General features: G+C 41.5%; 32 protein-coding genes. 24 read left to right on the plus strand and 8 right to left on the minus strand.

All coding sequences use genetic code 11. From position 1 onward, the window contains the following. Positions 1–28: 28 nt before the first annotated feature. The 10 genes from SAE01_RS06115 to SAE01_RS06160 all read left to right on the plus strand — a co-directional run bounded on the left by SAE01_RS06115 (position 29) and on the right by SAE01_RS06160 (position 9639). Positions 29–2074 (plus strand): AAA family ATPase, encoded by a 2046-nt coding sequence (locus SAE01_RS06115; RefSeq protein WP_147202790.1) that lies wholly within the window; start codon positions 29–31, stop codon positions 2072–2074. A gap of 48 nt (positions 2075–2122) precedes the next feature. Further along, a complete protein-coding gene (locus tag SAE01_RS06120; protein WP_147202791.1) occupies positions 2123–3061 on the plus strand; it encodes a RecT family recombinase in 939 nt (312 codons plus the stop codon). Further along, complete coding sequence (locus SAE01_RS06125) at positions 3061–3801, plus strand: MBL fold metallo-hydrolase (RefSeq protein WP_147202792.1); 741 nt, start codon at positions 3061–3063, stop codon at positions 3799–3801. The genes SAE01_RS06120 and SAE01_RS06125 overlap by 1 nt, the downstream gene beginning before the upstream one ends. Before the next feature lie 225 nt (positions 3802–4026). Continuing rightward, the gene (locus SAE01_RS06130; protein ID WP_147202793.1) at positions 4027–5862 is read left to right on the plus strand and encodes a DNA cytosine methyltransferase; all 1836 of its coding nucleotides are present in this window, start codon (positions 4027–4029) and stop codon (positions 5860–5862) included. Between the two features lie 3 nt (positions 5863–5865). Beyond that, complete coding sequence (locus SAE01_RS06135; RefSeq protein ID WP_147202794.1) at positions 5866–6129, plus strand: hypothetical protein; 264 nt, start codon at positions 5866–5868, stop codon at positions 6127–6129. A 175-nt stretch (positions 6130–6304) separates the two neighbouring features. After that, positions 6305–6538 (plus strand): hypothetical protein, encoded by a 234-nt coding sequence (locus SAE01_RS06140; protein ID WP_147202795.1) that lies wholly within the window; start codon positions 6305–6307, stop codon positions 6536–6538. After that, a complete protein-coding gene (locus tag SAE01_RS06145; RefSeq protein ID WP_147202796.1) occupies positions 6538–6735 on the plus strand; it encodes a hypothetical protein in 198 nt (65 codons plus the stop codon). Before SAE01_RS06140 ends, SAE01_RS06145 begins: the two co-directional genes overlap by 1 nt. A gap of 64 nt (positions 6736–6799) precedes the next feature. Then, positions 6800–7591 carry a phage replication initiator YdaU family protein gene (locus SAE01_RS25260; protein ID WP_503827333.1) on the plus strand — a complete coding sequence of 264 codons (792 nt, stop codon included), beginning with the start codon at positions 6800–6802 and terminating at the stop codon, positions 7589–7591. Positions 7592–8483: 892 nt separating this feature from the next. Beyond that, a complete protein-coding gene (locus SAE01_RS06155) occupies positions 8484–8870 on the plus strand; it encodes a VRR-NUC domain-containing protein (RefSeq protein WP_147202798.1) in 387 nt (128 codons plus the stop codon). A gap of 142 nt (positions 8871–9012) precedes the next feature. Further along, positions 9013–9639, plus strand: a complete 627-nt coding sequence (locus tag SAE01_RS06160) for a hypothetical protein (RefSeq protein WP_147202799.1) — start codon at positions 9013–9015, stop codon at positions 9637–9639. Between the two features lie 24 nt (positions 9640–9663). Here SAE01_RS06160 and SAE01_RS06165 read toward each other — a convergent pair whose 3' ends face one another. Together SAE01_RS06165 and SAE01_RS06170 are read right to left on the minus strand one after the other, a co-directional pair. Next, entirely contained in the window at positions 9664–9942 is a 279-nt protein-coding gene (locus tag SAE01_RS06165; RefSeq protein ID WP_147202800.1) for a hypothetical protein, read from the minus strand. Positions 9943–10551: 609 nt separating this feature from the next. Beyond that, entirely contained in the window at positions 10552–11322 is a 771-nt protein-coding gene (locus SAE01_RS06170; protein WP_147202801.1) for a DNA-formamidopyrimidine glycosylase family protein, read from the minus strand. Between the two features lie 68 nt (positions 11323–11390). Here SAE01_RS06170 and SAE01_RS06175 point away from each other — a divergent pair, with 68 nt between their 5' ends. Beyond that, positions 11391–11621 carry a hypothetical protein gene (locus SAE01_RS06175; protein ID WP_147202802.1) on the plus strand — a complete coding sequence of 77 codons (231 nt, stop codon included), beginning with the start codon at positions 11391–11393 and terminating at the stop codon, positions 11619–11621. A gap of 4 nt (positions 11622–11625) precedes the next feature. On the opposite strand, the gene SAE01_RS06180 is transcribed toward SAE01_RS06175, so the two are convergent. From SAE01_RS06180 to SAE01_RS06195, 4 genes are all read right to left on the minus strand, one after another. Further along, on the minus strand, positions 11626–12006 hold the full coding sequence (locus SAE01_RS06180; RefSeq protein WP_147202803.1) for a hypothetical protein: 381 nt from the start codon (positions 12004–12006) through the stop codon (positions 11626–11628). Between the two features lie 75 nt (positions 12007–12081). Then, positions 12082–12882, minus strand: a complete 801-nt coding sequence (locus SAE01_RS06185; RefSeq protein WP_147202804.1) for a DUF72 domain-containing protein — start codon at positions 12880–12882, stop codon at positions 12082–12084. Between the two features lie 49 nt (positions 12883–12931). Then, positions 12932–13726, minus strand: coding sequence for a DUF72 domain-containing protein (locus SAE01_RS06190; protein ID WP_147202805.1), 795 nt, complete (start codon positions 13724–13726; stop codon positions 12932–12934). Positions 13727–13747: 21 nt separating this feature from the next. Then, entirely contained in the window at positions 13748–14572 is an 825-nt protein-coding gene (locus SAE01_RS06195) for an SOS response-associated peptidase (RefSeq protein ID WP_147202806.1), read from the minus strand. A 129-nt stretch (positions 14573–14701) separates the two neighbouring features. Here SAE01_RS06195 and SAE01_RS06200 point away from each other — a divergent pair, with 129 nt between their 5' ends. From SAE01_RS06200 to SAE01_RS06220, 5 genes are all read left to right on the plus strand, one after another. Next, positions 14702–15151 carry a hypothetical protein gene (locus tag SAE01_RS06200; protein WP_147202807.1) on the plus strand — a complete coding sequence of 150 codons (450 nt, stop codon included), beginning with the start codon at positions 14702–14704 and terminating at the stop codon, positions 15149–15151. Further along, positions 15148–15414 carry a hypothetical protein gene (locus tag SAE01_RS06205; RefSeq protein ID WP_147202808.1) on the plus strand — a complete coding sequence of 89 codons (267 nt, stop codon included), beginning with the start codon at positions 15148–15150 and terminating at the stop codon, positions 15412–15414. Before SAE01_RS06200 ends, SAE01_RS06205 begins: the two co-directional genes overlap by 4 nt. 21 nt (positions 15415–15435) lie before the next feature. Then, positions 15436–15942 (plus strand): hypothetical protein, encoded by a 507-nt coding sequence (locus SAE01_RS06210; RefSeq protein ID WP_147202809.1) that lies wholly within the window; start codon positions 15436–15438, stop codon positions 15940–15942. A 102-nt stretch (positions 15943–16044) separates the two neighbouring features. Then, positions 16045–16560: a hypothetical protein gene (locus tag SAE01_RS06215; RefSeq protein ID WP_147202810.1), complete on the plus strand. Its 516-nt coding sequence runs from the start codon at positions 16045–16047 to the stop codon at positions 16558–16560. Next, complete coding sequence (locus tag SAE01_RS06220) at positions 16553–18166, plus strand: phage terminase large subunit (RefSeq protein ID WP_147202811.1); 1614 nt, start codon at positions 16553–16555, stop codon at positions 18164–18166. The genes SAE01_RS06215 and SAE01_RS06220 overlap by 8 nt, the downstream gene beginning before the upstream one ends. 2 nt (positions 18167–18168) lie before the next feature. Here the strand turns inward: SAE01_RS06220 and SAE01_RS06225 are convergent, their stop codons facing one another. Together SAE01_RS06225 and SAE01_RS24410 are read right to left on the minus strand one after the other, a co-directional pair. Continuing rightward, complete coding sequence (locus tag SAE01_RS06225) at positions 18169–18918, minus strand: hypothetical protein (protein WP_147202812.1); 750 nt, start codon at positions 18916–18918, stop codon at positions 18169–18171. A 152-nt stretch (positions 18919–19070) separates the two neighbouring features. Further along, a complete protein-coding gene (locus tag SAE01_RS24410) occupies positions 19071–19238 on the minus strand; it encodes a hypothetical protein (RefSeq protein WP_170234096.1) in 168 nt (55 codons plus the stop codon). Between the two features lie 193 nt (positions 19239–19431). On the opposite strand from SAE01_RS24410, the gene SAE01_RS06230 reads away from it, so the two are divergent. From SAE01_RS06230 to SAE01_RS06265, 8 genes are all read left to right on the plus strand, one after another. After that, positions 19432–19857 carry a hypothetical protein gene (locus SAE01_RS06230; RefSeq protein ID WP_147202813.1) on the plus strand — a complete coding sequence of 142 codons (426 nt, stop codon included), beginning with the start codon at positions 19432–19434 and terminating at the stop codon, positions 19855–19857. A gap of 1 nt (position 19858) precedes the next feature. After that, positions 19859–21013, plus strand: a complete 1155-nt coding sequence (locus tag SAE01_RS06235) for a hypothetical protein (protein ID WP_147202814.1) — start codon at positions 19859–19861, stop codon at positions 21011–21013. Position 21014: 1 nt separating this feature from the next. Continuing rightward, entirely contained in the window at positions 21015–22997 is a 1983-nt protein-coding gene (locus SAE01_RS06240; RefSeq protein WP_147202815.1) for a right-handed parallel beta-helix repeat-containing protein, read from the plus strand. Positions 22998–23064: 67 nt separating this feature from the next. After that, a complete protein-coding gene (locus tag SAE01_RS06245) occupies positions 23065–23454 on the plus strand; it encodes a hypothetical protein (protein ID WP_147202816.1) in 390 nt (129 codons plus the stop codon). A gap of 21 nt (positions 23455–23475) precedes the next feature. After that, the gene (locus tag SAE01_RS06250; RefSeq protein WP_147202817.1) at positions 23476–23727 is read left to right on the plus strand and encodes a hypothetical protein; all 252 of its coding nucleotides are present in this window, start codon (positions 23476–23478) and stop codon (positions 23725–23727) included. A 304-nt stretch (positions 23728–24031) separates the two neighbouring features. Further along, the gene (locus tag SAE01_RS06255; RefSeq protein WP_147202818.1) at positions 24032–24256 is read left to right on the plus strand and encodes a hypothetical protein; all 225 of its coding nucleotides are present in this window, start codon (positions 24032–24034) and stop codon (positions 24254–24256) included. Between the two features lie 17 nt (positions 24257–24273). After that, positions 24274–24525 (plus strand): hypothetical protein, encoded by a 252-nt coding sequence (locus SAE01_RS06260; protein WP_147202819.1) that lies wholly within the window; start codon positions 24274–24276, stop codon positions 24523–24525. Then, on the plus strand, positions 24522–25145 hold the full coding sequence (locus SAE01_RS06265) for a hypothetical protein (protein WP_147202820.1): 624 nt from the start codon (positions 24522–24524) through the stop codon (positions 25143–25145). Before SAE01_RS06260 ends, SAE01_RS06265 begins: the two co-directional genes overlap by 4 nt. Positions 25146–25231 lie beyond the last annotated feature (86 nt).

The following is a 25231-nucleotide window of genomic DNA, read 5'->3' on the forward strand; positions in this document are numbered from 1 at the left end:
ACACAAAAATTTAAACAGGTACAAAGGTATGAAACACGTTTTATTAAAACAATTACGCTTGCAAAACTTTAAAGGGATCCGGGAAAGGACTTTAACCTTTAATGGCAACACTAATATTCACGGAGCCAACGAAGCCGGCAAGTCCACAATTTTTGATAGCTTTTGCTGGTTGCTTTTCGGTAAGGATCAGTTTGACCGCAAGGACCACGAGATTAAGACGCTTGACAAGAACAACCAGGCAATTCACAACCTTGATCATGAAGTTGAGGCAGTGTTTTCCGTTGACGGGGTGGAAGAACGGCCCAAGCGAATTTTTAAAGAAATCTGGACCAAGAAAAGGGGAGAGGCGAAGCCAACTTTCACTGGCCACGAGACAATTTACTTCTGGAACAATGTTCCACTAAAGGCCGGCGAGTACCAAGTTAAAGTGAACAGTATTATTAACGAGGGAATGTTTAAGCTCCTTACTAATACGCTTTACTTCAACAACCTGCCATGGACCGGGCGCCGCGCCGTGTTGCTTGAGATAGCTGGGGAAATTACCAACGAACAAATATTTGACAAGATAGCTACACCAGCAGAAAGCTATAGTAAGCTGATAAGCATTTTGAATAGCGGCAAGTCAGCCGTTGAGTATAAAAAGGAGATTGGCGTCAGGAAGCTGAAGATAAAAAAGGAGCTGGAGGAAATACCAACACGTATTTCCGAGGCGGAAAGGAACAAACCTGAAACCTTCAACTTTACGGCGTTAGCCAAACAAGTTGAAGAAAAGCAGGCCGAAATTGCTTTAATAGAATCAAGTCTTTCCGACGCCGTAAAATCACAGTCAGCTGTTAACCAGGTTTTAATGGGTAAGCAGGCCAGCTTACACAAGTTGAAGTCCTCCCTTTCTGAGCTACGTTTTAAAATTAAGTCGGAGGTGCAGGCGGAGCAGAACGTCGGCGCTAATAATGTTTACCAGGCAGAGCACGCGATTACGAACCTTAATAAACTTATAGCAGAAAAGGAAGCGTTTATCTCAGGTAGGAAGTCTTTGAAATTTGTAAACTATTTGCCAGCAATTGAGATGAATAATAGCAAGCTTGAAAAGCTGCGCACAGAGTGGGCGGAGATAGACGCGCGGGAGTTTAAGTTCGACGAAACGTTGTGCGTTTGCCCTACATGCAAGCAGATGCTCCAGCAGCACGACATCGAGGTAAAGAAGCAGGAGCTGCTCGGAAACTTTAACGTTGAAAAGCTACGGCGCCTGAATGAAAAGGTAAGCCAGGGCAACAAAATAAAAGAGGACACCGCAAAAATTCAAGAAAGCATTGCTACAGTTGACGCGCATATCGCAGAGCTTGAGGAGGAAGTTGTTAATCTCAAGGCTCAGCTTCCACAGCTCAAAACCCGCCTTGATACTCTTAAACTTGTTGAGGCAAATAAAGGATCTTTCAATATAGAGGAGGCAGTAGATAAGAGGCTTGCCGCTAATGTGGATGCGATGAACATAGGGGTACAAATTGCGAACCTGGAGGCCGAAATAGAAGGCGCGAATAATAACCAGGGCAGTACTAACAACGAAGAGCTAAGGCAGCAAAAGCAGTCGCTACAATTGGAGCTTGACGGGCTTAAAGCCAAGCTGAGCAACAAGGCCATCATCGAGAAAACAGACGAAAGGATTAAGGAGCTACAAAGGCAGGAGGAGGAACTAGCGCAGCAGCTAGCGGACCTGGAGCAGACCGAGTTCGGTATTGAGAAATATAACAAGGCTAAGATGGATATTCTTGAAAGCCGGATCAATAGCCGCTTTACTTATGTAAGCTTCAAAATGTTCGAAAGGCAGATCAACGGGGGCGAGGTCGAATGTTGCGAGTGCCTTGTAAATGGTGTTCCTTTCTCAGTTGTTAATACTGCCGGAAAAATCAACGCAGGGCTGGATATTATAAATGTTCTGTGCCAGCATTACGGGGTGACTGCACCGGTCTTTATTGATAACCGTGAGTCTGTTAGCAATATCATTCCTACCCAGTCTCAGATTATAAACCTCATTGTTAACCCTGCTTACTCAGTTCTCCTTGTAGAGGCTGCTTAACTACAACTTTCTGAAAATTATTTATACAACTTCTTTCAAACTTTTTATATGGAAACGACACAAGTACAGCAGCAGCCACAAGTAAACTATAACCTTGCAACGAAGCCCGAAACCATTGTCGAAACAACCCTTCGCCGCGTTGCACAAATGCAGAACGACGGCGAGCTAAAGCTACCTCAGAACTATAGTGCCCCGAATGCGTTAAGGGCGGCATGGCTGATACTTCAGGAGGCGAAGAACATGGATAAGCGCCCGGTACTGGAGGTGTGCACTAAAGAAAGTATTGCGTACGCTTTGCTCAATATGGTGCTTCAAGGTCTTAACCCAATTAAAAGGCAGTGTTCCTTTATTGCTTACGGGAACAAGCTTAACTTACAAAGGGAGTACCAGGGAACGATTGCCATTGCAAAAAGGGTGGGACTTAAAAGCGTTGTTGCTAACGCAATTTTTGATGGTGATGAGTTTACTTATGAAGTTGGTGAGGACGGCAGGAAAAAGGTAACAAAGCACGTTCAAAGTATTGACAGCCTGGGTAACGCAATAAAGGGCGCCTACGCCATTGTTACCATGTCCGATGGTACCACAAACGTAGAGGTGATGAACATGAGGCAAATACAGCAAGCCTGGCAGCAGGGGCCAACAAAAGGCCAGTCACCTGCTCACAAAAATTTCCCTGATCAAATGGCCTGTAAAACTGTAATCGGCCGGTCCCTTAAAACCATCATTAACAGCAGCGACGATGCAGCGCTCTTTGAAGATGACGAGCCGCTTACCGACGTTCATACTGCAAACGTTCAAAACACCATTGAAGAGAACGGTAACAAAACCGAGATCGGCTTTGATGAAGATATGCACTCCTTAGATCAGGAACAACCAGCTCAAGAGCCCGAGCAACAGCCGGAAGGTCAACTTTCCCAGCAGCAAACAACGCCGGCAACAGTAGACCATGGCGGAACAAACGGAACGCAAATTAAAGCTCCGTTCTAATGGAACTAAAAATCATTGGCAGCAGCAGCGCCGGCAACTCTTACATACTTGAAAACAATAATGAGGCACTATTAATTGAGCTTGGGGTAAACTTCAAGCTCATCAAGCAGGCGTTGAATTTCAATATTAAAAAGGTAGCTGGCTGCTTGGTTACCCATAGCCACAAGGACCACTGTTGCGCTGTTGCTGACGCGATGAAGGCGGGCCTGTATGTTTACTCGACGGCCGACGAGTTTGGGGCAATGGGCGTTGAATTTAGCCACAGAGGCGTTTGTATCACTAAGAACAAATCCTTTCGTGTGGGCGGGTTCAAAGTATTGCCGTTTGATGTCAAGCACGACACCCCGGACCCTGTAGGCTTTCTTATTAATCATCCTGATTGCGGCAACGTTCTTTTCCTTACTGACACTTACTATACACCCTACACTTTTCGGGGATTGAACAATATTATTATTGAGTGCAATTACAGCCAGGAAATAATTGATCAGAAAGTAAGGGAGGGGGCTTCGCCTGAATTTTTAAGGAACAGGGTTTTAAAGTCTCACATGCATCTTGCCACCTGTAAAGATGTTTTGAAAGCAAATGACCTGAAGGCAGTTAATAACATTGTTCTGATTCATTTAAGCGACAGCAATTCCGACTCGGCGGAGTTTCAGAACGAAATAGAGAAGGTAACCGGGAAAACGGTTCACGTTGCTGATGCCGGGGTAATCATTCCTTTTAACAAAACGCCTTTTTAATTCAACCCCTAAGGCAGATAAAAATATTCTTTCTTTTTATAATCAAAATGATAATATATTTATCAAATAGATGTAAGTTTACAGCTCAAAGATTTCTTTATGTATTGAGGGATGCAAAAAGAAATTTATTTCCGGTTCATCTTTTACAAATGCCTTTGACTTCTAACATCCCTCTGTTTTTGGTCGAGGCATTTTTATTTCCACTAACCAAGGTCATAAGTACTTATGCATAGCGAAGTAGGACACCAACCGATTTTTATAATAGTAGACTTGTTCTGTGGGTTTGGTGGGACGACCACCGGCTTTGTTAATGCTAAGATTAACGGTAGTCCAATTGCAAAAGTGATTGCCTGCGTTAACCATGATCCAAAGGCAATAAAAAGCCACTGGCTTAATCATCCTGAAGTAAAACATTTCGAGGAGGACATAAGAACACTTGATCTAACTGAGCTCAAAGCCCTGGTTGAGTACCAAAGAATGCTTTATCCGGATGCATACCTTATTCTTTGGGCGTCGCTTGAGTGTACCAACTTTTCAAAAGCTAAAGGCGGGCTACCTCGTGACGCTGATAGTCGAACGCTTGCTGACCATATGCACAGGTATGTTGATGCGATTAGTCCCGATTACATAAAGATCGAAAATGTGGTAGAGTTTATGAGCTGGGGGCCGTTGGATGAAAACGGCAAGCCCTTAAGTAGGAAGAATGGCAGCGACTGGATGAGATGGAGACGCGAGATGTGTGCCCATGGTTACAATGATGAATGGAGGGAATTAAACAGCGCCGACTTTGGAGCTTACACTTCGCGTAATAGGCTTTTTGGTTGTTTTGCAAGGTACGGACTTCCTATTGTTTGGCCTGCTGCTACCCATTCAAAAAAGCCTTCCGTAAGTGGGATGTACGGCGACCTGAAAAAATGGAACGCTGTAAAGGATGTGTTAGATTTTGAAGATGAAGGGGTGAGCATTTTCAACAGGAAAAAGGACCTAAGTGAAAAGACACTTGAAAGAATTTATGCAGGCTTGATAAAGTACGTTGCTAAGGGTGACACCTCGTTTATAAGCAAGTATTATAGTGGAAGACCAGCTGCTAAGAACAAGTCAATCGACAACCCTGTTGATAGCATTACTACAGTTGACCATCGTTCTTTAGTTCAAGCCGACTTCCTTCTAAAATACAATTACATAAATGGGAAAACAGGAAGACATCACCAGCCGTCCGTTCAAGAGCCGTGTTCGGTTGTAAGCACGCAAGTAAGGCTTGGGTTGGTTCAGCCAGAATTTATTGCTTCGTACTATGGTAACGGTCACAATATATCATCTGTAGGAAGCCCGGCGCCAACCATACCAACAAAAGACAGGTGCGCACTTGTACAACCACAATACCTTATTAATTACAACTATAGTAGCCACTGCAACGATGTGAACAGCATCGCGCCAACACTTCTAACTAGAGATAAGCTCGGTCTAGTCAAACCGGAATACTTCATTGACAAGACTTACACTGGCTACCGAAATAATCAATCGATCGAAGCTCCTGCGGGTGCAATACTTCCAACGGACAAACACCGGCTAATTGAAGCTCAACCTTTCATAATGCCAACCAATTATGATAATGGTCCTAAATCAATTGAAGATCCATCACCTACAATAACAGCGAACAGGAAACATCACTACTTAATTAATCCGGCTTGGGGAGGAAACGGAGGTGATGTTGAACGGCCATGCTGTGTGATCGTAGCAAGGCAAGACAAAGCGCCATTATACTTCGTTCAGGTTGAGGCAGGCGATGTTTCAATTGCCGTTTACGAAGGAGATTCAGAAATGGCAATAAAGATAAAATCATTCATGGCCTCCTTTGGATTGGTAGATATAAAAATGAGAATGCTGCGAGTAGTTGAACTACTTAGAATACAAGGCTTCCCTGAGAACTACAAAATGACCGGTAACCAAAGTGATCATAAAAAATTTATTGGAAACAGTGTTCATCCGAAAGTTCCAAAAGCATGGGCTGAGGCACTAGGAGCGAGGATACTTGAAACTAAAAACCTAAAGGTGGCTTAAACCATGGACGACAACTTTAACGGAGGCACAAGGGGCAACCCTAAAATAGAGATGACGGAGGAAATAAGAAACTACATAATTGACAACAATGCAACAATGACAATGGCGCAAATAGGAAGGCAATTTGACGTAAGCCACTCGAAAGTGCAAAGCTGGTTTAAAGAGCTTGGCCTCAGAAAGATCCCCGTCAGCCAAACGCAAAGCCCGAAGGATTATAGCAATTCAGAAGGATTCTTTATTTGGGATAAAAACTGTGTAACGATATAAAGATGAAAGGAGCGCCTCGTTGCACCGCATGCTCAGAATTTTCCTTCTGCCTAACCACAAAGGGAAATTATGAAATGGCCGATAAGGTTAAATCGGGCGAGGGCTTATGTGACGACTGTTACGAGGCAAGGAGGACAGGGAGGGTGTTAAATGTAAAGCAGCTAGAATTATTTACATGAGTCAACACCAAGCCGAGCCGGCGTACCAGCTCCCTTACAAAAAGCCTGACAAGGAGCAACGAACTAAGCTGCTGAAGATATACGCGGCGAAGCTGTGGAGGCTTAACCAGGAGCATAGCATAGTTGAATGCCTGAATGATCTATATGAGGAGGCATACGGGAACGGCCTGCGGGATATGGATCTACTTCACAAAGCAATTGACGTAATGATCGATAAAACCATTAAATAATGACACAGGAGGACCTTCAACGCAAATACAACCTGCTCGCGCTATATGTCCTAAGAATGAGAAGTTACCAAATGAAATACTATAAGTATAAGGCCGCAAAGGATAACAAAAACATGCTACGGTACCAAGCGAAGGTTGATAAGATGCTTGCTAACGACGTGAAGGTCAAAGAGAGTAAGCAGTTGGAATTGATTTAATTTTTTTTAACCAATTGGAATTTGTTAAAAACAGCTAATGGCTTCATAAATTAATGTTATTGCAATGGAAATTTACGGCCTTACTCGACAATGGTTTGACTGGTGTTTTGAAAACCCTGAGAAGATTAACCCTAATCATTCTGCTCTATATTTCTTCATTTTAGAGCATTCTAACAGAATGGGATGGAAGGAAAAGTTTGGACTGCCAACTACTATGGCAAAAGACGCAATCGGTATTAAGTCTTACAATACCTACATAAAAACATTGAGGGATTTAGTTGAATGGGGATTTATAAAAATGATTCAGTTAAGCAAAAATCAGTATAGCTCGAACATAATCGCCCTATCAAAAAACGTCAAGGCACATAACAAAGCACTTGACAAAGCAATGATAAAGCACAGTACAAAGCAAAGTGAAAGCACAGGCGAAAGCATTGATAGTATAGATATACCTATTACCAATATACATATTACCAATATACATGAAAAGGCTTCGCCATTTAATTTTCGTACAGAATTAATTGATTTTGGATTTTATGAAAACCTGGTAGACGACTGGTTAAAAGTCAGAAAAAATAAACGGGCAACGAATACTGAAACGGCTTTTAAAAGTTTCCTCACTGAAGTTCAGAAAACCACACTCGATAAAAACGAAGTACTCCAGGTCTGCATTGAAAGAAGCTGGAGCGGCTTAAAAATCGAGTGGTTAGACAATATCAATCAAAGTTTCAAAAATGCAAGTTCAGACGGTTTCAATCGCGCAGGCTGGAGGCTTAACAAACACGAGGCGGGCATTGCCGGGGCACTTGTTGATCTTGCAGAAGACCTTAACGCCCGAGGAATACCGGATCTGTGAGCTGCAGTACCGGGATGTCCCATTCGGAAGGATGACCCAGGAAAACATCATATCCCACTCAAAAGCGCTGATAATTAAAATTTCCATCATCACGGGCTGGACCATACCTGATGACCTTGACGTTAAAAGAATTCTTTTCGATCAATTCGCCAAAAAGATTTTTGAAACGTACGCCTCGCTGAACGTGCAGGAAGTGGAATACGCAATAAGAAACAACGGTACCCAAATAAAAGACTGGGGTAAATCTATTAACCTCTCGCTCATTGACGAAGCTTTACAACCCTACCTGATTAAGCGCTCAGAAATACGAAAGCTTGAAGAAAGCAGTGACCAGCCAAAATGCTTAGCCGCCCCTATTGAACCCGTAAACTACCCGGAGCTGTTTGAAACGGTGAGAAATATATTTCTAAAAACGGGTTTAGTTGGGCTGATACCAACGCCGCTCTATGACTTCCTCGACAGCACTAAAGAGCTAGAATTAACAATGGAGGAAAAAACAGCTATCAGAGTTCATGTGGAAAAACGGCTGGTACATGAAGCGGAACAAGAAGGCCTTAAGGCTGTGAAAGAGCTGAGGCAGTTGAAAAAAGATGATCACCGCGGCTACGAGCTAAGGGTTAGAAACGAATGTAAAAAACAGGCGGTAGCAAACTATTTCATTAAGCAGAACAACATAGACAACTTTTAAATTATGGCATTCATAGCATTAGCGCCTTTTAGGCACGTGGTTGAAAAAGGCCTTTCAAAGTTTTGCCACGGCAAGTGTCAAAAAGAGCTAACTCTTTCTGATTTTCCAAAGAATCCGGGCAAGCTGTGCAAAAAGTGCACATCTGAGAGAAACAGTGAAGTTTATCATTTGAGAAAAAAAGAAACGGCTATGTTCTTCTAACCAATGCTTACCCGCTGGACCATAAAGGACATTGAAAAAGTGCAAAAGAAAGGCAAGGCCATTGTATTGCCTGGTCCTTCCACGAGTGCTCTAACAAAACGGGCCCTAATAATTCTTGATTTGAAAGGTTTCAAAGTGTGGCGGCAAAACAATGGAGGGGTGTACGATCCAACAAAAAAGGTTTTTAGGTCTGGTAGCTCAACACCTGGTATCAGTGACATTATGGGCTTTCACAAAAAGACTGCTCAAATACTTGCTTGCGAAATAAAAGCCGGGAAGGATAAGCTAAGACCGGAGCAGGTTGAGTTTCTTGAGAGCGTGAGGCAAGCTGGCGGTGTTGCGCTTGTTATTCGGAACAATGATGACTTGGAAAACTTGATAAAGCCGTAAGAAAGACATATACTACGGTTTGGGAGGTAGGGCAGAATTGTAGTTGGACCAAGCTGAATTACACTCAAAATCCTTGAAAAATTTGTGTTACCTAAGAGTAATGTATATTTAATGAAGAGCAACTTGCATTAAAATACTCTTGATGAAAACTACCGATTCTACTAACATTAATCAGGACTTTGTAACTGAGGAATTTCGACAAGCGTGGACACACTATAGGCATCTTGAAGAGGGACGAGTTAAGGCAATGAATTTTTTTTACACCGTTCTATTTGCGGTCGTTGGCCTAAGTCTTACTGTGATAAAAGATTTTGACAAAAGATATTTAACCTGGGTGCTGTTGGGAATTTTTGTTCTGTTTTTTTGCCTCAACATTTTTTCTTTATACATCTATTTAAATATAAAAAAAACAGGCTTTGTACTGAGACATTATGAAGATGTGATGCGCAGAGTAAGAATTATGATGTATGACAACTCCTATACCTACGACAGCCTGTTTAATATTAGAGATAGGCAGCATAATGTGTTGAACTTGAAAGTTTTTAGCGCACAGTACTCAGCGGAATACATTTTGATATTATTTATGTATTTAATAGATATGATCATCCTAGGACTAGTATTAAAGTATTACCCTTCTTTAAGTCTCTTGTTTTTCATGTCAATCGCATTGATCCTTGCTTTTTTGTTTATCGCTAAAACGATATTAATCTATAAGGGAAGCAAAAAAGTCACTCAAAAAAGTGACTTTGATGTATACCGGCTCAAATGATTGCTCCTAAGTACAGCCTTAGGATCATTTACGGCTGCCTACCCAGGCTGTAACAGCATAACCGAAATGATCTGCTAATTCGTTTAACTCCGGATGCGACGGGCTATCAAACACCCAACCTGCAGGAAAGGCATGTACACCGCCGTTAAATCCTTCACTTCCCTGGCTATAGGATAATGTTCCCCAGTAGTAGTTGTCAACCATCAAGTGGTAGTTGCCTAACGTGCCTGCGCCACTGAGGGGACTAAGAATCCCTTTATACTCTTTCCCTTTAAAGTCAAATACCACCCTGATGTCGTTCATATCAGCAAAATTATTTTTATTGTGCAAAGCTGCTTAAATAATACTTAAAAGATTTAATACAATAGGAATAGCCTTTATATGTTTAGACCTTACATGAAACGATTGAATTATGATAAAGTCTACACTGCCTTATCTCGGGTACTTAATCGGAGCTTTTTTTATAGTGCTGCTGTGGAGTTTTCAGCAATGCGCACGCGTTGTAACGTACTTCCGCAGATAGTTCTTCCCCCATCACTTACTAACTACCAATATTCTAATTTGAAATTAACTATATTCATACCCTCAAGTACATTGAGGTGATTTTTCTCTTTACGCCTTGCAGAAATGCAGGGCTTTTTAATTGCATAGGAAAATTCACGTCCTTATTTTTGGATATATGATTGACGACTTATCATACACCCTGGAAGAGCTACAAGCTCTAATTCCCCAAGCTAACTTTGAAGAACTGAAAGAGTTGACGTTGACGGTGCAAAAAGAAAGGCGTCTGTATAGTGCGATTAGTCTTGCTATGATATTAAAATTAATTACAAGAAGGAATGTTCAGCTAAAGCCCCCAATCAGTAAGGTGCCTTTCGTGGTCGCCCTAGTGTCTTTTTTACTTGAAACTAATTACGAATACATCTTCTGTTCATCAGTGTAATACGTCTTTCGAGATCCTGACTGTTCAACCTTTATCGGTTTTCCTGTGGGACTAACTTTTTGTCTATGGACAAGTAGAAATTCCTTTGCCTCTCCTGTTATTAAACCTGGATGTGCTTCATGTATTTTTTGAGTCGCCTCCGTTAAAACTACTTTGATTGCTTTTGCTATATCCTTGATTTTCTTATCAGGAATTGCGCTTGCGGTCGAAAACGGCGAAACTTTCGATACCCAAAGAATATCATCAGAATAACCATTGCCTATACCCCGTATTAATCCCTGATCTAGTAGCACGTTTTTCACTGTTGCTTTCCTCGAAAATATCTTCTTCAAGTATTTAAAATCCAGCTCATCCGACAAAGCATCAACTCCATCTTTATCCTGTGGGTTAAGTTTAATATGAGCATTTCGCATTCGATCAGTCAGGGCTAAGCCACTTCCATCTTCAAAATGTAACTCCACGATCGTGAACTTGTTCTCGTTTTTATCTGTAAAAGGATACAGGTCACCGGTGAGCATGAGGTGCATCCCTACCGTGGTTCCACTAGAGAGCTCAAGTCTAAATTCTTTTCCGGATCTGTAAACGTTATTAAGAATATGGCCTTCCAGGCTTTGTGATAACTCTTCCGGTGTGTCTTTTAATTTATTGCCATTCACTACAATTACTTTGGTAATTCGCTTACCTGCAAACTGAGCTTTTACATTGTGAGCAAAGACTTCTATGTCTGGTATTTCTGGCAACTGTAGGGTGTTTTGGAATTTGAGATAAAGCTAAAAGATAACTTTTAAAAAGTTGTAAGTTTATGGCCATGTCTGCAATTCAAGAACCTTTTTACCTGGCTTTTGGTGGTGTCTCAACTAAGGTAACACCCATCGTCAATGGTCTCGATATGATGTACTTAGTCGAGCTGCCTACCCGGTCAGTTATGATACAGACAGTTCCGGACGCAAGTGAAATAGACTACTGGGAGGAGATTAATATTGGTCGAACTGCTTTAGCTGAAGAAATAGGCAGGTTGATCGAAAGCAGGGATATGTAACGAGCTATAGATAAACCGGGATACGATTCATATACCACCTAAAGTCCCTTTTTTTCTTGTTTTTAGGTCCAGGCGGTCCTAGAGTAGTCTTAAAGGCCTGGAATTGCTCTTGGATAATGGAATTTTTTTTAAAGCTCTCAATCTCAAAATCATCGAACCTCACATTGTGCATACCCCAGCGAACAGCCTTATCTAACATTGGTTTTACATCGGGCGGGATAGGATCACCTTCAATTAAAGATCCTGACTTAGAGAGGTGGTCATAGATAATTGTTAAAAAGGGAGGATTAAGGCGGGATACCCTAACAGTATAAAGCCCATCTTTTTCAGCAAAATTACCGAAATGGTCAGGTTCATCTTGTTGTCGTTCGTTATCTACTTGCATATTTATTCTTGTGTTAATGATAATGGGAGAAATATTTTGTTTTGAGATATTTTTTCTAACTCCTCATGTAAATCTTTAAACCTTGTCAACTAGGCTCTTAAAGTATAACGCATGTTCCATTTGCTCGATAGCACCACCATCATTGGTCGCAACAAAAAGATATGCTTCTTTGAGACCTCGAGCTTCCCACTCTTTAATTTTAGCAAACCACTTGTCTAATCGCGAGAAGTCTTCCGATGGGAAGTAGCGAATGAAACATTTGGGAACAGTAAGGTCCAAATGCAAAGGCCAAACTGGATGGTCTAATATAAGTAAGCCTATGTTGTGATCCCTTAAAAATTTGAGTGTATCCTCATAGTCCTCGTCAAACCAATCCTTGTGGCGCAGTTCCAAAAAAAACTGCAAATCGATGGGCAAACTTTTCATGTATGTGAAAAGTTTTTCTTTTCTGGTCGGTTTTAATTTAAACTCGTCGGTAAGCGTAAGATAAATGGGTCCTAACTGTTTCTCAAATCCAGCAATACCGTCTAAAAACCACGACGTTTTGTCGTCAATGTCATGAAAGGGGCTAAGGTGACTAATTGATTGTGGAAATTTAGGGCAAAAGACAAAATCTTTATCGGCGGTTTTCGCGGCCCATTTTTCAATCGAGCTCCTTTGGTAGTATTTGTAATGAGTAACACTCATTTCGATGCCGTTAAAATGTTTTGAATACTCACTCAAATACGTAGACTCCCTAGTTCCAACGGAATACAATTTGCCAATCCACTCAGGTTTTCTCCAGTTTGTCGTCCCGTAATAGATTTTCAAATCGCTACTTTTTCCCTTTAAGACTAAAGCGTTATTTAACGGTTCAACAGGAAAGTCTTGTCTCATTGCTGCAAAAGTAACAAAGGAAAAGATGGACTGAAAGCAAGGAATATAACTAGCCGTTGTCAACCAAGTTTTTAAAGTATAAGAGTTCGTCTAGTAGTTGGACTTTATCCTCGCAATCCTGGAAAAAGAAGTAAGCTTCCTGCAGACCTTTAGCTCCCCATTCATTTAGTTTTTCAAACCACCTATCTAACCTGCTAAACTCACCGGAGGATGTATATCTAATCCAACATTTAGGAACAGTTAAGTCAAAAAGCAAAGGTCTTATTTCATTATCGCTAATTATTAATCCAACCTTGAGTCGCCTCAAACTTTCCAAGAGTTCAGTATAAGTGTTTTCTTCGAACCATTCACGATTTCTGACTTCCAAAAAAAACTGCAGATCCTTCGGCAAGGTTTCCAGATATGATAGGACTGCTTCCTTTCTTTTAGGTGAAAATCTATCGCTTACTTGAAGTAAAACGGGGCCTAAATGACCGCCAAAGGCATAAAAGCTATCTAGATACGCCTTGGTTTTATCTTCGACATCGATAAACGAACTGAAGTGACTAACAGCCTGAGGCACTTTCGGACAAAATAAAAAATCTTTCCCCTCTGCTTGTATCGTCCACTTTTCAACTTCGGCTGCACTATAAGTTTTGTGTTGGGTGGCCTGCAACTCGATACTGTTGAAATGTTCTACGTAGTGACTCAAGAACTTCGCCTCTCTTACTCCTTTTGGATATAACCTACCGACCCACTCTACTCTTCCCCAAGCGAAAGTGCCATAACGTATTTTAAGATTATTTGCCCACCCGGATAAAACTCGGGAGTTGTTAAATGGCTCCACTGGGAAGTCTTGTCTCATTAGCACGAAAGTAGGAAATGATCAAACAACCTCTTCTTCATAAACCAGTTCCGACAACCCCTCATACTGGAACCTCTCACTTGGGTCAAGCGCTGTAAGGAAGTCTTTGCGAATAGGATATACATCAATCTCCTTTGAAGGAAGTTGAAAAGTAGCAATCTCAGTAATCCGTTGTTCACTTAACCCCTCGCTGATCCATTCGTTTGCTAACTGTTCAGTCAATATCACGGGCATACGTTTTTTGGAATTATGCACCTGGGCCATTATTGAGTTAGCCACTGTGGTAATGTTAGCGCAAGTGTCTACTGTTTCACCGGTCTCTCTGTCTGTCCATGTCTGCCAAATGCCTGCTATGAGAAACACTTCTTTGTTTTTCACCGCTATATGATATGGATACTTCACCGGTGTTTTTAGTGGTTGCCCCTTTTTACCTAATGGGAATATGTGACGCCATTCATAAAACTCGGTTGCAGGAAATAAGCATCGACGGTGCAAGGCGGCATCCCGGTACATCTTTCCCGGCTTGAGCAAATCTTCGCCTTTTGCATTTAACGTCGTCATCTGCGGATGATAAACCCCTTTACTGTCCGTAAAGCCTCTCCTGTGGTTTTCTACATCTTTTCGTGTCCACCAATATTCCGGAATAAAACCCCATTCCATTTCTGCAATCGTCCATTTACAGTCGGGCTCCGGGACTACTATGTCAATCTTTTTATAGTCAAAACCGTTATGAATAGGGCTTTGATAATCTATCTCCATAGTATGGCTCTCTTCGAGCTGCCTCTCTATTTTGAGTTTTTCCATTAGCTCGTTGCGGCTGAGCTTCATTCCTTTGTAGTTACACATAGAGTTTAAAATTACAAAATTGTACCAACCCCTAAACCTTGTGCTACAAGCTCCTTTCGTTAATTTTTTTAGTTTTATTTGCTAATTAAATTAGCAAATACTAATTTTAGAATCTAAAACTTAATAGCAATGTCAAACGAAGCACCTTTTTTTCACAAGTTCATTCAGGAGAACTTTACTTATAACGACGAGCACTATAGCGTAGTAATGAGCCCGGAAATGTATCGGGATGAGGAAGGTCTGGACGGCACAGGCAATTATGTCGGCATTCTAATCAATCCAAGCTACGGGACCTTTCCTTTTAAGTTAATCCCTCGCAGACCGGGCAAATGGGAACTACATGCCTTGGAAGTAATCGAAAAAGAACTATCGGAGGAAATAGAACCGGACGAAGAACAAGCTATCACCGATGAAATACCGGCGGAGCAAATGGAACGTGCGATCGCCGAAGAAAGCCAGCTCGATCCAAACCTGTTGGTAACAGAAGAAGGGCTAATATTTGAGACGGGTGGCCAAGATCCTGGAATCATCAAATGTTTTAACGACATACTGGAAAAATATAATAAAGGCGAAAAATGATGAGTGTCGTAAAAGGGAGACTATTTGAGGAGACGCTTCGTTTGTTTGGCAGAGAGTACGCTCTTGAGGTATTCGTTATGACCTACCCCAATCAAACCAACTACTATCGCTGCATTCTTGATGACATCAAAGTGGTTGACCTATGGATAGATGACAACGGCCAATGGATCGATCTGCAGGCTGGCCATACAGAGATAAGCAAAATCATTGGAAGCAGGATTGAAGAAAAAGTATTGCCTCCTCAACTTAGCATCGCCCATTAATTAACTCATAAAAATAAATTTATGGAACAACCTATTAGTTCTTATGTGTGTAAGCGATACAAAAAACCTGTAGCGTTTAATTGTGTGGTAAATGGCAAACCTTTAATAGCTGAAGTAATTGCGGACATTGAGAATCCCTTAGAATTTACCGTTGCTATGCGTTTTAATGATGGGGTGGAGTTTGAAGCTACCGCTTTGGAGTCTGGAAAATGGTGGATTAGTGACGTACGGAAATTAGATTATATCAAAGCGGTTCAGGACGACCTGAGCAATTTCCTTTCTGTGAAGCACTACCAGTGGGATATGTTTGAAATAAGTTATAAGCATGCGCCATTGTTGGTATGGGTTGCAAAGATTGAAACCGACGAAGACGGACCTTTTAGCATCTATTATAAGGGTGATTACCGCTTTCACACGAGAAAATCAAAGCAGGGATGGGAAGCAAAGTCGGTGAGAGTAATGAACCCCGAAATTATAGATGAACGCTTAGTATCGTTTATTGGAGCGAGGTTAGAAAAGGCGGTATAGATTTATTTCAAGCTTATTGAAACCACTGTTATAGTGGTTTTTTTTATTTCTACCCCCTATTCTTTTTGATTTAATAATTATCTTTTAGATTATTTTTGTTATATGGCGGTAAAATCTTCTAAAGTTTCATCCAAGCAAAAGCGCGTCGCGGATATCACCGAAATGCTTGCTAGTGGGATGGAACGGAAGGAAATTTTGCGAAAAGTTTCTAAAACATGCAAAGTTAGCAGCCGGACAATAGATAACGAGATAAAAGAGGCCAAAGAAATACTCAAGAAGCGGCAGCTTGAAGCGGAGGAGATAAGGCTAAGGGTTAGGACCAAAATGACTGAAGATGCGGTAAAAGAGGGCTTAAAATCAGATTTGGAGCTCGAGCTTATTTTATCTCAGATCGCGTGTGCAAACGTTGAAGTAGAGGATTGGGTAAAAGGTGAAGTTGTCATGCGTTCCGTTTCTCCAATGGAAAGTATTGCTGCTATCGATAAGATTTTTAAGAAGAGAGGATCTTACGCTCCAATCAAGCAAGCCAACACCGACAAATCCGGAAACGACGTAGAACAGCCGCGTCCTTACTCCAAAGACGAGCTATTACTTATCCTTCACAAGGCCAATGGATGAGCTGCTGCCAATCAAAGCGAGCGCGTTCGTTAAGCTACCGGCACAAGCCCAGGAAGACTTGGTCGCTAGTAGGGTAGTGGCTGTTAACGACGCACTATTCCCAATTTGGGAATTGAATTACGACATCTGTTTACTATTTGGAGGCAGAGGTGGCGGGAAGAGCGAGGCTAAGTGCGATGTGTTGCTTCACGAATGCTTAACCCAGGAGTATTTCAAATGTTACTACGGCAGAAAGGTTTATGATACTGTTAGGGGCAGCTGCTTTGCAACACTCATTTACTGCATAAAAAAGAATAAGCTTACTCACCTCTTCCAATTTAGTGAGGCCGACAGTAGCAGCATGATCATCACATGCAAGGTGAACGGCAATAAGTTTATTCCTTTCGGTTCGGACAAAGCCGATAAGCTAAAATCTATTAAGGACCCGACACACATTTGGTGCGAGGAGTTTGATCAGTTTGATTTTGCCGACTTCAAAGAGCTTTACCCCACACTAAGAACAACCAGGGGAGTTAACCGCTTCTCGGCCACGTTCAATACTCACGGCGTTTACCCTGATCACTGGATCCTCAAAGTTTTCTTTTCGCATCTGTACGAGGGTATTGATAAGGGTGACGTTCAGATGATTGATATACTGAAGGGCAAGAATGTAAAAAAGGTATTTGTCAACTACACCGATAATTATTTCATTGACCGTGACGCTTACAAGCAAAACCTTTGGATTTCCTCGGCCGGTAACTTAACAGTCTTTGAAGGGGTGGCAAACGGAGCGTGGGGAATAAATTTAAACGACTCGCCTTATGCATTCGCGTTTGATAGGGCAAAGCACGTGAGCAACCCAGAAAGGGGAGTGCCGCACCCAACGATTAACAGAGGCAGGGAATTAATACTTTCTTTTGACTTCAACCGTAACCCGATGAGCTGCCTTGTCTCGCAACTGGAGGAAAACAGGTTGAACGTACTGGAGGCAATAAAGCTACCAAAGTCAGGCGTTGAGGGTATCTGCAACCACATTCTTACTTATTACCCGGGCTGCCTGTACTTGGTGACCGGGGATTACAACGGTAACAATGAAAGCTCCCTGTTTGCGGAGCAGGTGACGCACTACAAACTTATAAAGCAGTACCTCAACTTATCTGAAGGGCAAATGAAAGTGCTACCCAACCCTAAGCAAGCGAAGAATGCAACGCATGTTAACGGTGTGCTGGCTTGGTTCCCTATAACGATTCACGCCGTAAAAGCTGCCCCTTTAGTGTTTGACCTGGAAAAGGTAAAGCGACGCGCTGACGGTACCATAATGAAGGAGGACCGGGATAAGCCGGAGCAGCAGGCAGATATACTAGACTGCTTCCGCTATACCTTAAACGCGTTCCTCGACTGGTTTGACCCTTTGCTTTATTCTCAGCAACAGCAAAAGAAGGTTAACAATAACACCTACTTCCTGTTGGATGGGAAGTCAATCACCTGCACCAAAGAGGAGTACAAGGCCTCAGTAAGAAACAGCATTTTAGTTCAGGCGAACAAGTGGCTGGACGGTGGCGAGACTGATAAAGCCCAAGCAGCTTTAAAAGAGTTGCAGAGGCTTGATGCTCTATTTAAAGCCTAAACTCATGTAATGAAGGCTGTAATATGGGTGTGAATGTAAGTCAAAGCATCAGGTACATGATCAAAGACGTAATTTATTCCTCTCTTCACTGCCTCTTTCTTTCCGTCTAGCCAGAGTGGGTTAAGGTATTTGATACCGGCTTGCTGGGCTTTAGCTAAAAACCTACTAAATCCTTTTAGAGCTTTGTTTTTCGTACAGTTCTGAATATTGTTTTTTAGAAAAGTAGCTTCGGCTTTTAACTCTTGAACCGGTTCGCCCTTCTGTATTTCCTGTTCCAGCATTTTTTCCGCATACTCGTAATAGGAGTATAGGAGAAGCTGCTGGGGCAGTTTAAACGGGGCCGTATCAGCATCTTCATCCAAAATTTTCAGATCTTCGTAGAACTCTTTTTCATATTGGTTAATAAAATCTTCTTCTCGTGTTATTGCTATCTTTTGATAGCGTTGGGTTAAATCGCGCCAATTATTAAAGGCATTATAACAATATTCAATGACACCACTGCTAGTAAAATTGTTGGGATCAATTGCTGAAGCCGGACGACAACTGTAGGAGATATTAAATTTATTGTTACTGTCAAGACGCGGCTTACTAATCTCAAAGAACCACCCTGGCTTCGCTCCCTCTATATAAAATATAAATGGTTCGCTCTGCTTAAAGGTTAAATCGTCAGTATCATCGACCAGCTTTCGGAAGTTCCGAAATAAACCTTGTATATCTTCTAAAAGTTTAACAGGGTACTTGTGATATTCCATTCAGAATCAATTGTGTGGCACTAAATATAAATAAAAAAGCGGAGGCGGCTCCGAAGGGAGATACAAAGGCGGGATGGTTTTCCGGTAGAAAATAAAACCAGAGAAGATACGTAACATTAAAAAAAGCCAATCCTAACTGGATTGGCTGCTAATCATCTTTCTAGCTTTTCAACAGCGGACTTCACGTCTTTAACAGCGCTTTCTACATCATCTAAATGGGAGCATACATCTCCTAGATCGTAAGATTGGTGTAATTTTTTTATAGACTTATTAATGTCCTGTAGAACAGATAGTAGTTGTCCAAATTGATCATCAGTCATATATGAATTTAATTGTTTAGTCACTAAGGTAGAATCCCTTTAGCAATCTATAACCTTCCGTTATCAACATTTTAAGCAACACCAGCTTTATCACACCAAGAGCGTAATAATATTTTACTTATTAATCAATAAGACAATTATTTTATCAATCCGATTATTTCTTTCTACTTTTATTGGATTAACCTACTCAGTAATGCCAACAGTAAATTTTACCGTTCTCTCGAAGTCCGTTGCCATGCAAATAGACAACGGCCCAGTTGACTACATACAATCGGGAACAGATGTAGGGCTCAAAGCCCTTAGCTCAACTTCAATTGCAATTAAAGGGGTGGTATACGATATCGGTAGCACCATTTTTAAGATTGACAACGGAAGTGCTTTAACCGGAAATGCGGTTGCAATTGCTAATGCCCTTCAGGCGGTTTTTCCTAGTACCAACTCCGGCAATGGTGGCTCCGGTGCATCTGTACAACGTGCGGCAACAAAGGCAGCGGCTAACGCTCTTACCCGCGTTGCAAACTCCTTTGTAAGGGTAGCGGCAGATGAAAGTAACAACGGGGACAAATCTATGTACTTGGATGACGGTACAACATTAGAATTTCAATATACAATATCATAAAATGAAAAAGTTATTTACTCTTTTTGGTTTAATAATTTGTTTAGCGGTAAACGCTCAGACACCCGTGCTGCCTTATGTAGTACCCACAGTTGCGTCAATGAAATTGTACTACGGGAATGCGAACAGAATGTATGTTAGCGGCACAAACGAAGACTACGCTATTTGCTCGGTTTGTACGGCAGATGAGACAACCGTTTACGCAGGTGCTGGAGGCCGGAAATGGAAAAAGGTTTTATCAAGTATTCCGGCTTCTGCAATTGCGTTGACAGACACAAGCGTTTTAGACTTATCAACCTATCTAAGTAAAGCAGATAGTACTATATTTTCAAGTAAAGGATACGCCCGTAAAGTTGGTGACAGTGTGCAATCAAATCTAACTACAGGCCTTGCAACCAAGCAAACGACACTGGTAAGCGGAACTACAATTAAAACAATTAATGGTACTACTTTATTAGGTTCAGGAGACGTCGTTATATCAGGCGGTGGCGGATCAGCGGACAGCGCAACTTTCGCTACTACATATAGAGTGGATACCGCTAAAGCGAATTTAAGAACTTCTATTTCAGCAGGTGGCGGCAGTTCGAGCGGCGGCAACAATTCATTAGCTCTTTACGCTGGGTTAGGCTCCACAGTGAAAGCGGAACCTTTATACGACCTCAGTAGATTAACTTCTAACGGTGCTTTGACTTCAGGAACGGCTAGATTTATTGCAGTTTATCTGCCAACGGCACAAACCATAACAGGCGTGAGGTGGTTTCAAAATGCCGCTGGAGTATATACAGCAAACAATTATAACGGTATAGGTCTTTATAGCTACAACAAAACTATAGGTGCACTAACATTGGTTGCTTCATCCACTGATGACGGTACAATATGGCAAGCAACAACTGCTACATGGGCTTCCAAAGCGTTTTCATCTACCTATGCGGCAGCAGCAGGAGTATATTTTATTGGGGCTTTATGGAGCGCAAGTGCCACTACGACTGCACCTGATATTAAAGCAGCGGCAACGGGCTTATTTAGTACATACACTTATGATTTTACAAATGGCGCTAGAATAAGCGCTCAGTTAGCTTCTCAAACTACTTTACCTGCAAGTACAACTGCATCTGCTTTATCTGCACAAGCAACTTTACATTATTTCTCATTATACTAATATGAAAAGATTATTAGGTTTAATTCTTTTGTTTAATAATTGCTTTGCAGCAACTTATTATGTTACTAATGCAGGATCAACAGGCACAGGACTAGACAGCACAACAAATGCCTGGAGTTACGCGAAACATAATGCAACTGTTCCCGCTGCGGGAAGTATAGTACTATTTCACAGAGGTGAAACTTATGTAGGTGCGTTTGCAAGCAGGGCTGGAGTAACTTATGGGGCGTATGGGGCAGGAGTGAACCCGGTTATCACAGGGCTTACACAGCTTTCATCATGGACACAATTTTCAGGTAATATTTATGTTGCTGATTTTGATATTGGAACTACTCAATTAAATCTTGTTACTGTTGATGGTACTGTTAAGACAATGGGGCGCTACCCGAAATCCGGTTATTTATCCATTTTGGCCCACACTACCAATACATCTCTTACAAGCGCAACAGCAATTGGTTTTGATGCTACAGGCGGCGAAGCTGTAATTAGAAAAGTAAGGTACATACTGGATAGACAACCAATTACAGCACATTCAGGAAATGTTCTTACACTCGGTACAACTTCTCTTTATGGTGGCGCGGTTAGCAGGTCAATAACAAATAATAATGGATTTTTTATTCAAAATAATATCAGTTGTGTTACTCAGGATGGTGACTGGTATTATGATAAAACGAACAAGAAGTTTTATATGTATTTTACTTCTACACCTTCAGGCAGGGTAGTTAAAGTAAGTAATGTAGATAAACTTGTAACCTTTAATAGTAAAAGTGACTGTTCGTTTACGGGGTTTGACTGGGAAGGTTCAAATACACATGCTGCAAGTCTTAACGGTGGCACTAATATAACTTTTACCAACTGCAATTTTTATAAACACGGGCAAACCGCAATATACGGTAACGGAGCTACCAACTTAACTGTAACCGGAGGTGCCTTTTCATATTGTTTAAGCGGGGGAGTATGGGTTGAACAAAACGGTTCATCTTGTACTATCGATGGGGTTACAATGACTAACATAGCTTTAGTAGCCGGCTCTGCAAGATCGGGTGACGGAACGCAGCAAGCAATAAATATTAATGGCGAAACCACGACAGTAAAAAACTCTATTATAATCAAGGTGGGTTATAACGCAATTAATTTTAACGGGAGCAACGCTTTAATAGAAAAGAACTTTATTGATAGTAGCTGTCTTGTGAAGGATGATGGAGGGGCTATTTACACCTACTCAAAAGACGTGGTGGTTGCAAACAGAATTGTCCGTAACAATATCATTTTACATACCCTCGGTAATAAACTAGGCGCTGAGTCATCAGCAGGCTATGAGAATTTCGGTAAAGCTCCCGCAATTTATTTAGACGAAGGGACGAACCATACAAGCTACTATAATAACTATCTTTCAGGCGGTGAGTGGTGCGGTATATTTTTAAGCTACAGTAATGATAACAGCATAACTAACAACCTGATCTTTGATTTTCCTCAAGGGCTATCTTTTTTAGAAAATCCTTCTCAATTAGTAAGAGCTACAACAGTAACAGGCAATACCATAGTTTCAAAATCAGGCCAGCTTTCCATTTATTTTCATCAGTATGTTGCTGACGCTGTATCTAATATCGGTACCGTAAATAACAACATTTATTCAAGACCAATAGACGGTGCACCCTCTTTTACTATCGATAGGGAATACTCCGGTGGAGGTGGTGCAGTAAATTATTCTTATGCCAATTGGCTCGCTCAATCTGGGCAAGATGCAAGTTCCACCGTTTCAGCACTAACAGCAAGCAACGACAGTAAGTTAACCTTTAACTACGCTTATCCAATCGCTTCAACAGTTTTAGGATATTGGAAAGGAGTATCTAACACGACATTGAACGTGCCAGTTATACCAGCCTACACAGCCCAAGTATTAGTTCCTGTAGGGTATAAAGTATATACAAGGTCAAATAAGATTGTAACACGAAACGGAAAGTTAGTAGTCAAAGTTTTATAACAGCCGGCCTCACCCCGGTAATTTATCTTTCTGAATAAATGATAATCAAAAAGATTATATTTGTTGTATGTCATGCGGCAATTATAAAGAGGTTGAGGTGAATTACTGCCCTGATGCTTTTCTTTTTAGCGGGTATGACTACGAGGCTTATGTTCAGTGGCAGTTTAAGAACTTGAACGGGCAAGTGGTAAGAGGCGACGCGCTAACATCTGCTTTAGGTGTTTTGGAATTACCGGTTGATGGATCAGCGGGACTCACAAAAGAAATGTTCCAGCACTTCTCCGGATTTTGGGAGTTTAGAAGCTGGGGCGTTGACAGCTTGGGAAATATTGATCCCTTTGTTTTCTGCCAGGAGGGGGAGCCTTTTGACTTTCTCGTTTTCAAGTTCGCGTTTATAGATCCTTTACCCGAGCCGAACAATATCAATATCCTTTTTGAAACCTGCACGATGACATAAAACTTAAATTAGCAAGAATATATGCCCAAGTTTAGAAAGAAACCTGTAGTAATAGAAGCGATACAGTACACGGGAAAGAATCAAGCGGAGATCATATCCTTTACTGGTAATAAAGCAAAAACATTAGGGGATCAGGGTACAAGTATAATGATTCCCACTCTTGAGGGTGACATGTATGCCAACGCAGGAGATTTTATTATTAGGGGTGTTAGTGGAGAGTTCTACCCTTGCAAGCCCGATATTTTCGAGATCACTTATGAACCCGCCGACTGATGCACTCGGAGACATTCTATTACGCTCTTATCACCTCAATGAAAATTGTTTTTTTTTGGGGCAGTATGAATGAGGGGATGTTGCTATTTCCTATGAGGCGGCTAATAGATTGGATGATTGAGCCGTTGCCACCTAAAATGTTTTTATGGTTAAGAAAGCCCTTATACTCCTGTTTATTTTGTACCTCTTCTGTATATGGCTTTCTCTTTACTATGAAAACAGCAAGTTTTAGCTGGGAGTACTTGAATTTTTTGTTCTTAGTGGCTGGAATTAATTATGTCTTACAAAGCTTATTAGGTACTGAATGAAAGAAACCCTACTCTCCCTCGGCTGGACCTGCCAGCCGTGCAATTGCCCGGGTGCAAAAGGTGTAGACTGCGCTCATCCTGATCACCCTAGGGTAATGATATCAATAAGGTCTTTGGGTAAAAATCAAAACCAGTTTAGGATAATAAAAAAGTCGCTGGTTGTTGATACCGGCCTCGAGTACCAGCTAGACGATAAACTTATTTCACACGGTTTACAGTAAAACTGTTCATTATGAAAATGGATCCCAAGTTAGTGGCCTCTAAAGGCAATAACGAAAGCGAGGTTAAAGAACTTGCAAAGTTGTACAAAGTTCCAATTAAGGAGCTTCGAGCTATAATGGTGGAGGTAGGCGAAAACGGCAAGCCTGAAAGAAGCCGGGAAGAAATAACCGATGCATTAAAAGCAAAAGGTTACGCCCCTCACCCTCGAAAGCGCAAGAAGAAAGACACCGATTACTCGAAAGGGTACGACAGCAATATTGAAGCATGAACTTTATAAAAAGACTCCTTCGCCGGTCCAACTTCCCAAAGCACAAGCACGAAACAAAGCTAGCGTTTACGGTCGCTGGTCGAGACTTCTTCCAGTTTGCAGATTTCAACAATATGCCAGCACTCCGCGGGCTCAAGACCACCGTTTTCTTCGAGGAAACCAAGATGAAAACAACGCTTGAATTTCTTAAGCTGCATACTGAAGCGATCGACAGCGTACTGAACAGAAGCAAGATTGACATTTTCGCTATTAAGCAACTGAACGACCAGCTAAAGCAACGCCTGGAGATGGCGCTAGATACTGAACTGCTTTATAAAATAGCTTCCATTGTCTTCTTTGATTCTAATGAGGACATAAGGGATTACGACTTTGCCTACAACCTTAAAAAGGTAGAATTCTGGAAGAAACACAAAGGCGCTGATTTTTTTTTGTTGATGCCCTTACAACAGTTGATGCCAATTTTAGGGTCTATAAGCAGCAGTTTACCGCAGTATTCGGAGGTGGTAGAAAGTCTCAATCAAATACATTTGGACTCCATGTTACGGCTCTTGCCAACAAGCAAGACGAAACGCTTCGCAGACAAGAATTATTTTTCGTCTCTGGTGATGCCTCAAAACTAGAAGCCATTCGAAACCTCACTATTTGGGATTACCTTTTTGCACTTAATGAAAAGTTGATTACGTTTGAGAAGCAGCAAACGAAAAAA

This window comes from Segetibacter aerophilus (assembly GCF_007991655.1).
Classification (GTDB): domain Bacteria; phylum Bacteroidota; class Bacteroidia; order Chitinophagales; family Chitinophagaceae; genus Segetibacter; species Segetibacter aerophilus.

What these genes read in the sequence shown, in the direction of transcription:
- SAE01_RS06115 (WP_147202790.1), top strand. Translation starts at nt 29, where the DNA reads ATGAAACACGTTTTATTAAAACAATTACGCTTGCAAAACTTTAAAGGG.
- SAE01_RS06120 (WP_147202791.1), top strand. Translation starts at nt 2,123, where the DNA reads ATGGAAACGACACAAGTACAGCAGCAGCCACAAGTAAACTATAACCTT.
- SAE01_RS06125 (WP_147202792.1), top strand. Translation starts at nt 3,061, where the DNA reads ATGGAACTAAAAATCATTGGCAGCAGCAGCGCCGGCAACTCTTACATA.
- SAE01_RS06130 (WP_147202793.1), top strand. Translation starts at nt 4,027, where the DNA reads ATGCATAGCGAAGTAGGACACCAACCGATTTTTATAATAGTAGACTTG.
- SAE01_RS06135 (WP_147202794.1), top strand. Translation starts at nt 5,866, where the DNA reads ATGGACGACAACTTTAACGGAGGCACAAGGGGCAACCCTAAAATAGAG.
- SAE01_RS06140 (WP_147202795.1), top strand. Translation starts at nt 6,305, where the DNA reads ATGAGTCAACACCAAGCCGAGCCGGCGTACCAGCTCCCTTACAAAAAG.
- SAE01_RS06145 (WP_147202796.1), top strand. Translation starts at nt 6,538, where the DNA reads ATGACACAGGAGGACCTTCAACGCAAATACAACCTGCTCGCGCTATAT.
- SAE01_RS25260 (WP_503827333.1), top strand. Translation starts at nt 6,800, where the DNA reads ATGGAAATTTACGGCCTTACTCGACAATGGTTTGACTGGTGTTTTGAA.
- SAE01_RS06155 (WP_147202798.1), top strand. Translation starts at nt 8,484, where the DNA reads ATGCTTACCCGCTGGACCATAAAGGACATTGAAAAAGTGCAAAAGAAA.
- SAE01_RS06160 (WP_147202799.1), top strand. Translation starts at nt 9,013, where the DNA reads ATGAAAACTACCGATTCTACTAACATTAATCAGGACTTTGTAACTGAG.
- SAE01_RS06165 (WP_147202800.1), bottom strand. Translation starts at nt 9,942, where the DNA reads ATGAACGACATCAGGGTGGTATTTGACTTTAAAGGGAAAGAGTATAAA.
- SAE01_RS06175 (WP_147202802.1), top strand. Translation starts at nt 11,391, where the DNA reads ATGTCTGCAATTCAAGAACCTTTTTACCTGGCTTTTGGTGGTGTCTCA.
- SAE01_RS06180 (WP_147202803.1), bottom strand. Translation starts at nt 12,006, where the DNA reads ATGCAAGTAGATAACGAACGACAACAAGATGAACCTGACCATTTCGGT.
- SAE01_RS06185 (WP_147202804.1), bottom strand. Translation starts at nt 12,882, where the DNA reads ATGAGACAAGACTTTCCTGTTGAACCGTTAAATAACGCTTTAGTCTTA.
- SAE01_RS06190 (WP_147202805.1), bottom strand. Translation starts at nt 13,726, where the DNA reads ATGAGACAAGACTTCCCAGTGGAGCCATTTAACAACTCCCGAGTTTTA.
- SAE01_RS06195 (WP_147202806.1), bottom strand. Translation starts at nt 14,572, where the DNA reads ATGTGTAACTACAAAGGAATGAAGCTCAGCCGCAACGAGCTAATGGAA.
- SAE01_RS06200 (WP_147202807.1), top strand. Translation starts at nt 14,702, where the DNA reads ATGTCAAACGAAGCACCTTTTTTTCACAAGTTCATTCAGGAGAACTTT.
- SAE01_RS06205 (WP_147202808.1), top strand. Translation starts at nt 15,148, where the DNA reads ATGATGAGTGTCGTAAAAGGGAGACTATTTGAGGAGACGCTTCGTTTG.
- SAE01_RS06210 (WP_147202809.1), top strand. Translation starts at nt 15,436, where the DNA reads ATGGAACAACCTATTAGTTCTTATGTGTGTAAGCGATACAAAAAACCT.
- SAE01_RS06215 (WP_147202810.1), top strand. Translation starts at nt 16,045, where the DNA reads ATGGCGGTAAAATCTTCTAAAGTTTCATCCAAGCAAAAGCGCGTCGCG.
- SAE01_RS06220 (WP_147202811.1), top strand. Translation starts at nt 16,553, where the DNA reads ATGGATGAGCTGCTGCCAATCAAAGCGAGCGCGTTCGTTAAGCTACCG.
- SAE01_RS06225 (WP_147202812.1), bottom strand. Translation starts at nt 18,918, where the DNA reads ATGGAATATCACAAGTACCCTGTTAAACTTTTAGAAGATATACAAGGT.
- SAE01_RS24410 (WP_170234096.1), bottom strand. Translation starts at nt 19,238, where the DNA reads ATGACTGATGATCAATTTGGACAACTACTATCTGTTCTACAGGACATT.
- SAE01_RS06230 (WP_147202813.1), top strand. Translation starts at nt 19,432, where the DNA reads ATGCCAACAGTAAATTTTACCGTTCTCTCGAAGTCCGTTGCCATGCAA.
- SAE01_RS06235 (WP_147202814.1), top strand. Translation starts at nt 19,859, where the DNA reads ATGAAAAAGTTATTTACTCTTTTTGGTTTAATAATTTGTTTAGCGGTA.
- SAE01_RS06240 (WP_147202815.1), top strand. Translation starts at nt 21,015, where the DNA reads ATGAAAAGATTATTAGGTTTAATTCTTTTGTTTAATAATTGCTTTGCA.
- SAE01_RS06245 (WP_147202816.1), top strand. Translation starts at nt 23,065, where the DNA reads ATGTCATGCGGCAATTATAAAGAGGTTGAGGTGAATTACTGCCCTGAT.
- SAE01_RS06250 (WP_147202817.1), top strand. Translation starts at nt 23,476, where the DNA reads ATGCCCAAGTTTAGAAAGAAACCTGTAGTAATAGAAGCGATACAGTAC.
- SAE01_RS06255 (WP_147202818.1), top strand. Translation starts at nt 24,032, where the DNA reads ATGAAAGAAACCCTACTCTCCCTCGGCTGGACCTGCCAGCCGTGCAAT.
- SAE01_RS06260 (WP_147202819.1), top strand. Translation starts at nt 24,274, where the DNA reads ATGGATCCCAAGTTAGTGGCCTCTAAAGGCAATAACGAAAGCGAGGTT.
- SAE01_RS06265 (WP_147202820.1), top strand. Translation starts at nt 24,522, where the DNA reads ATGAACTTTATAAAAAGACTCCTTCGCCGGTCCAACTTCCCAAAGCAC.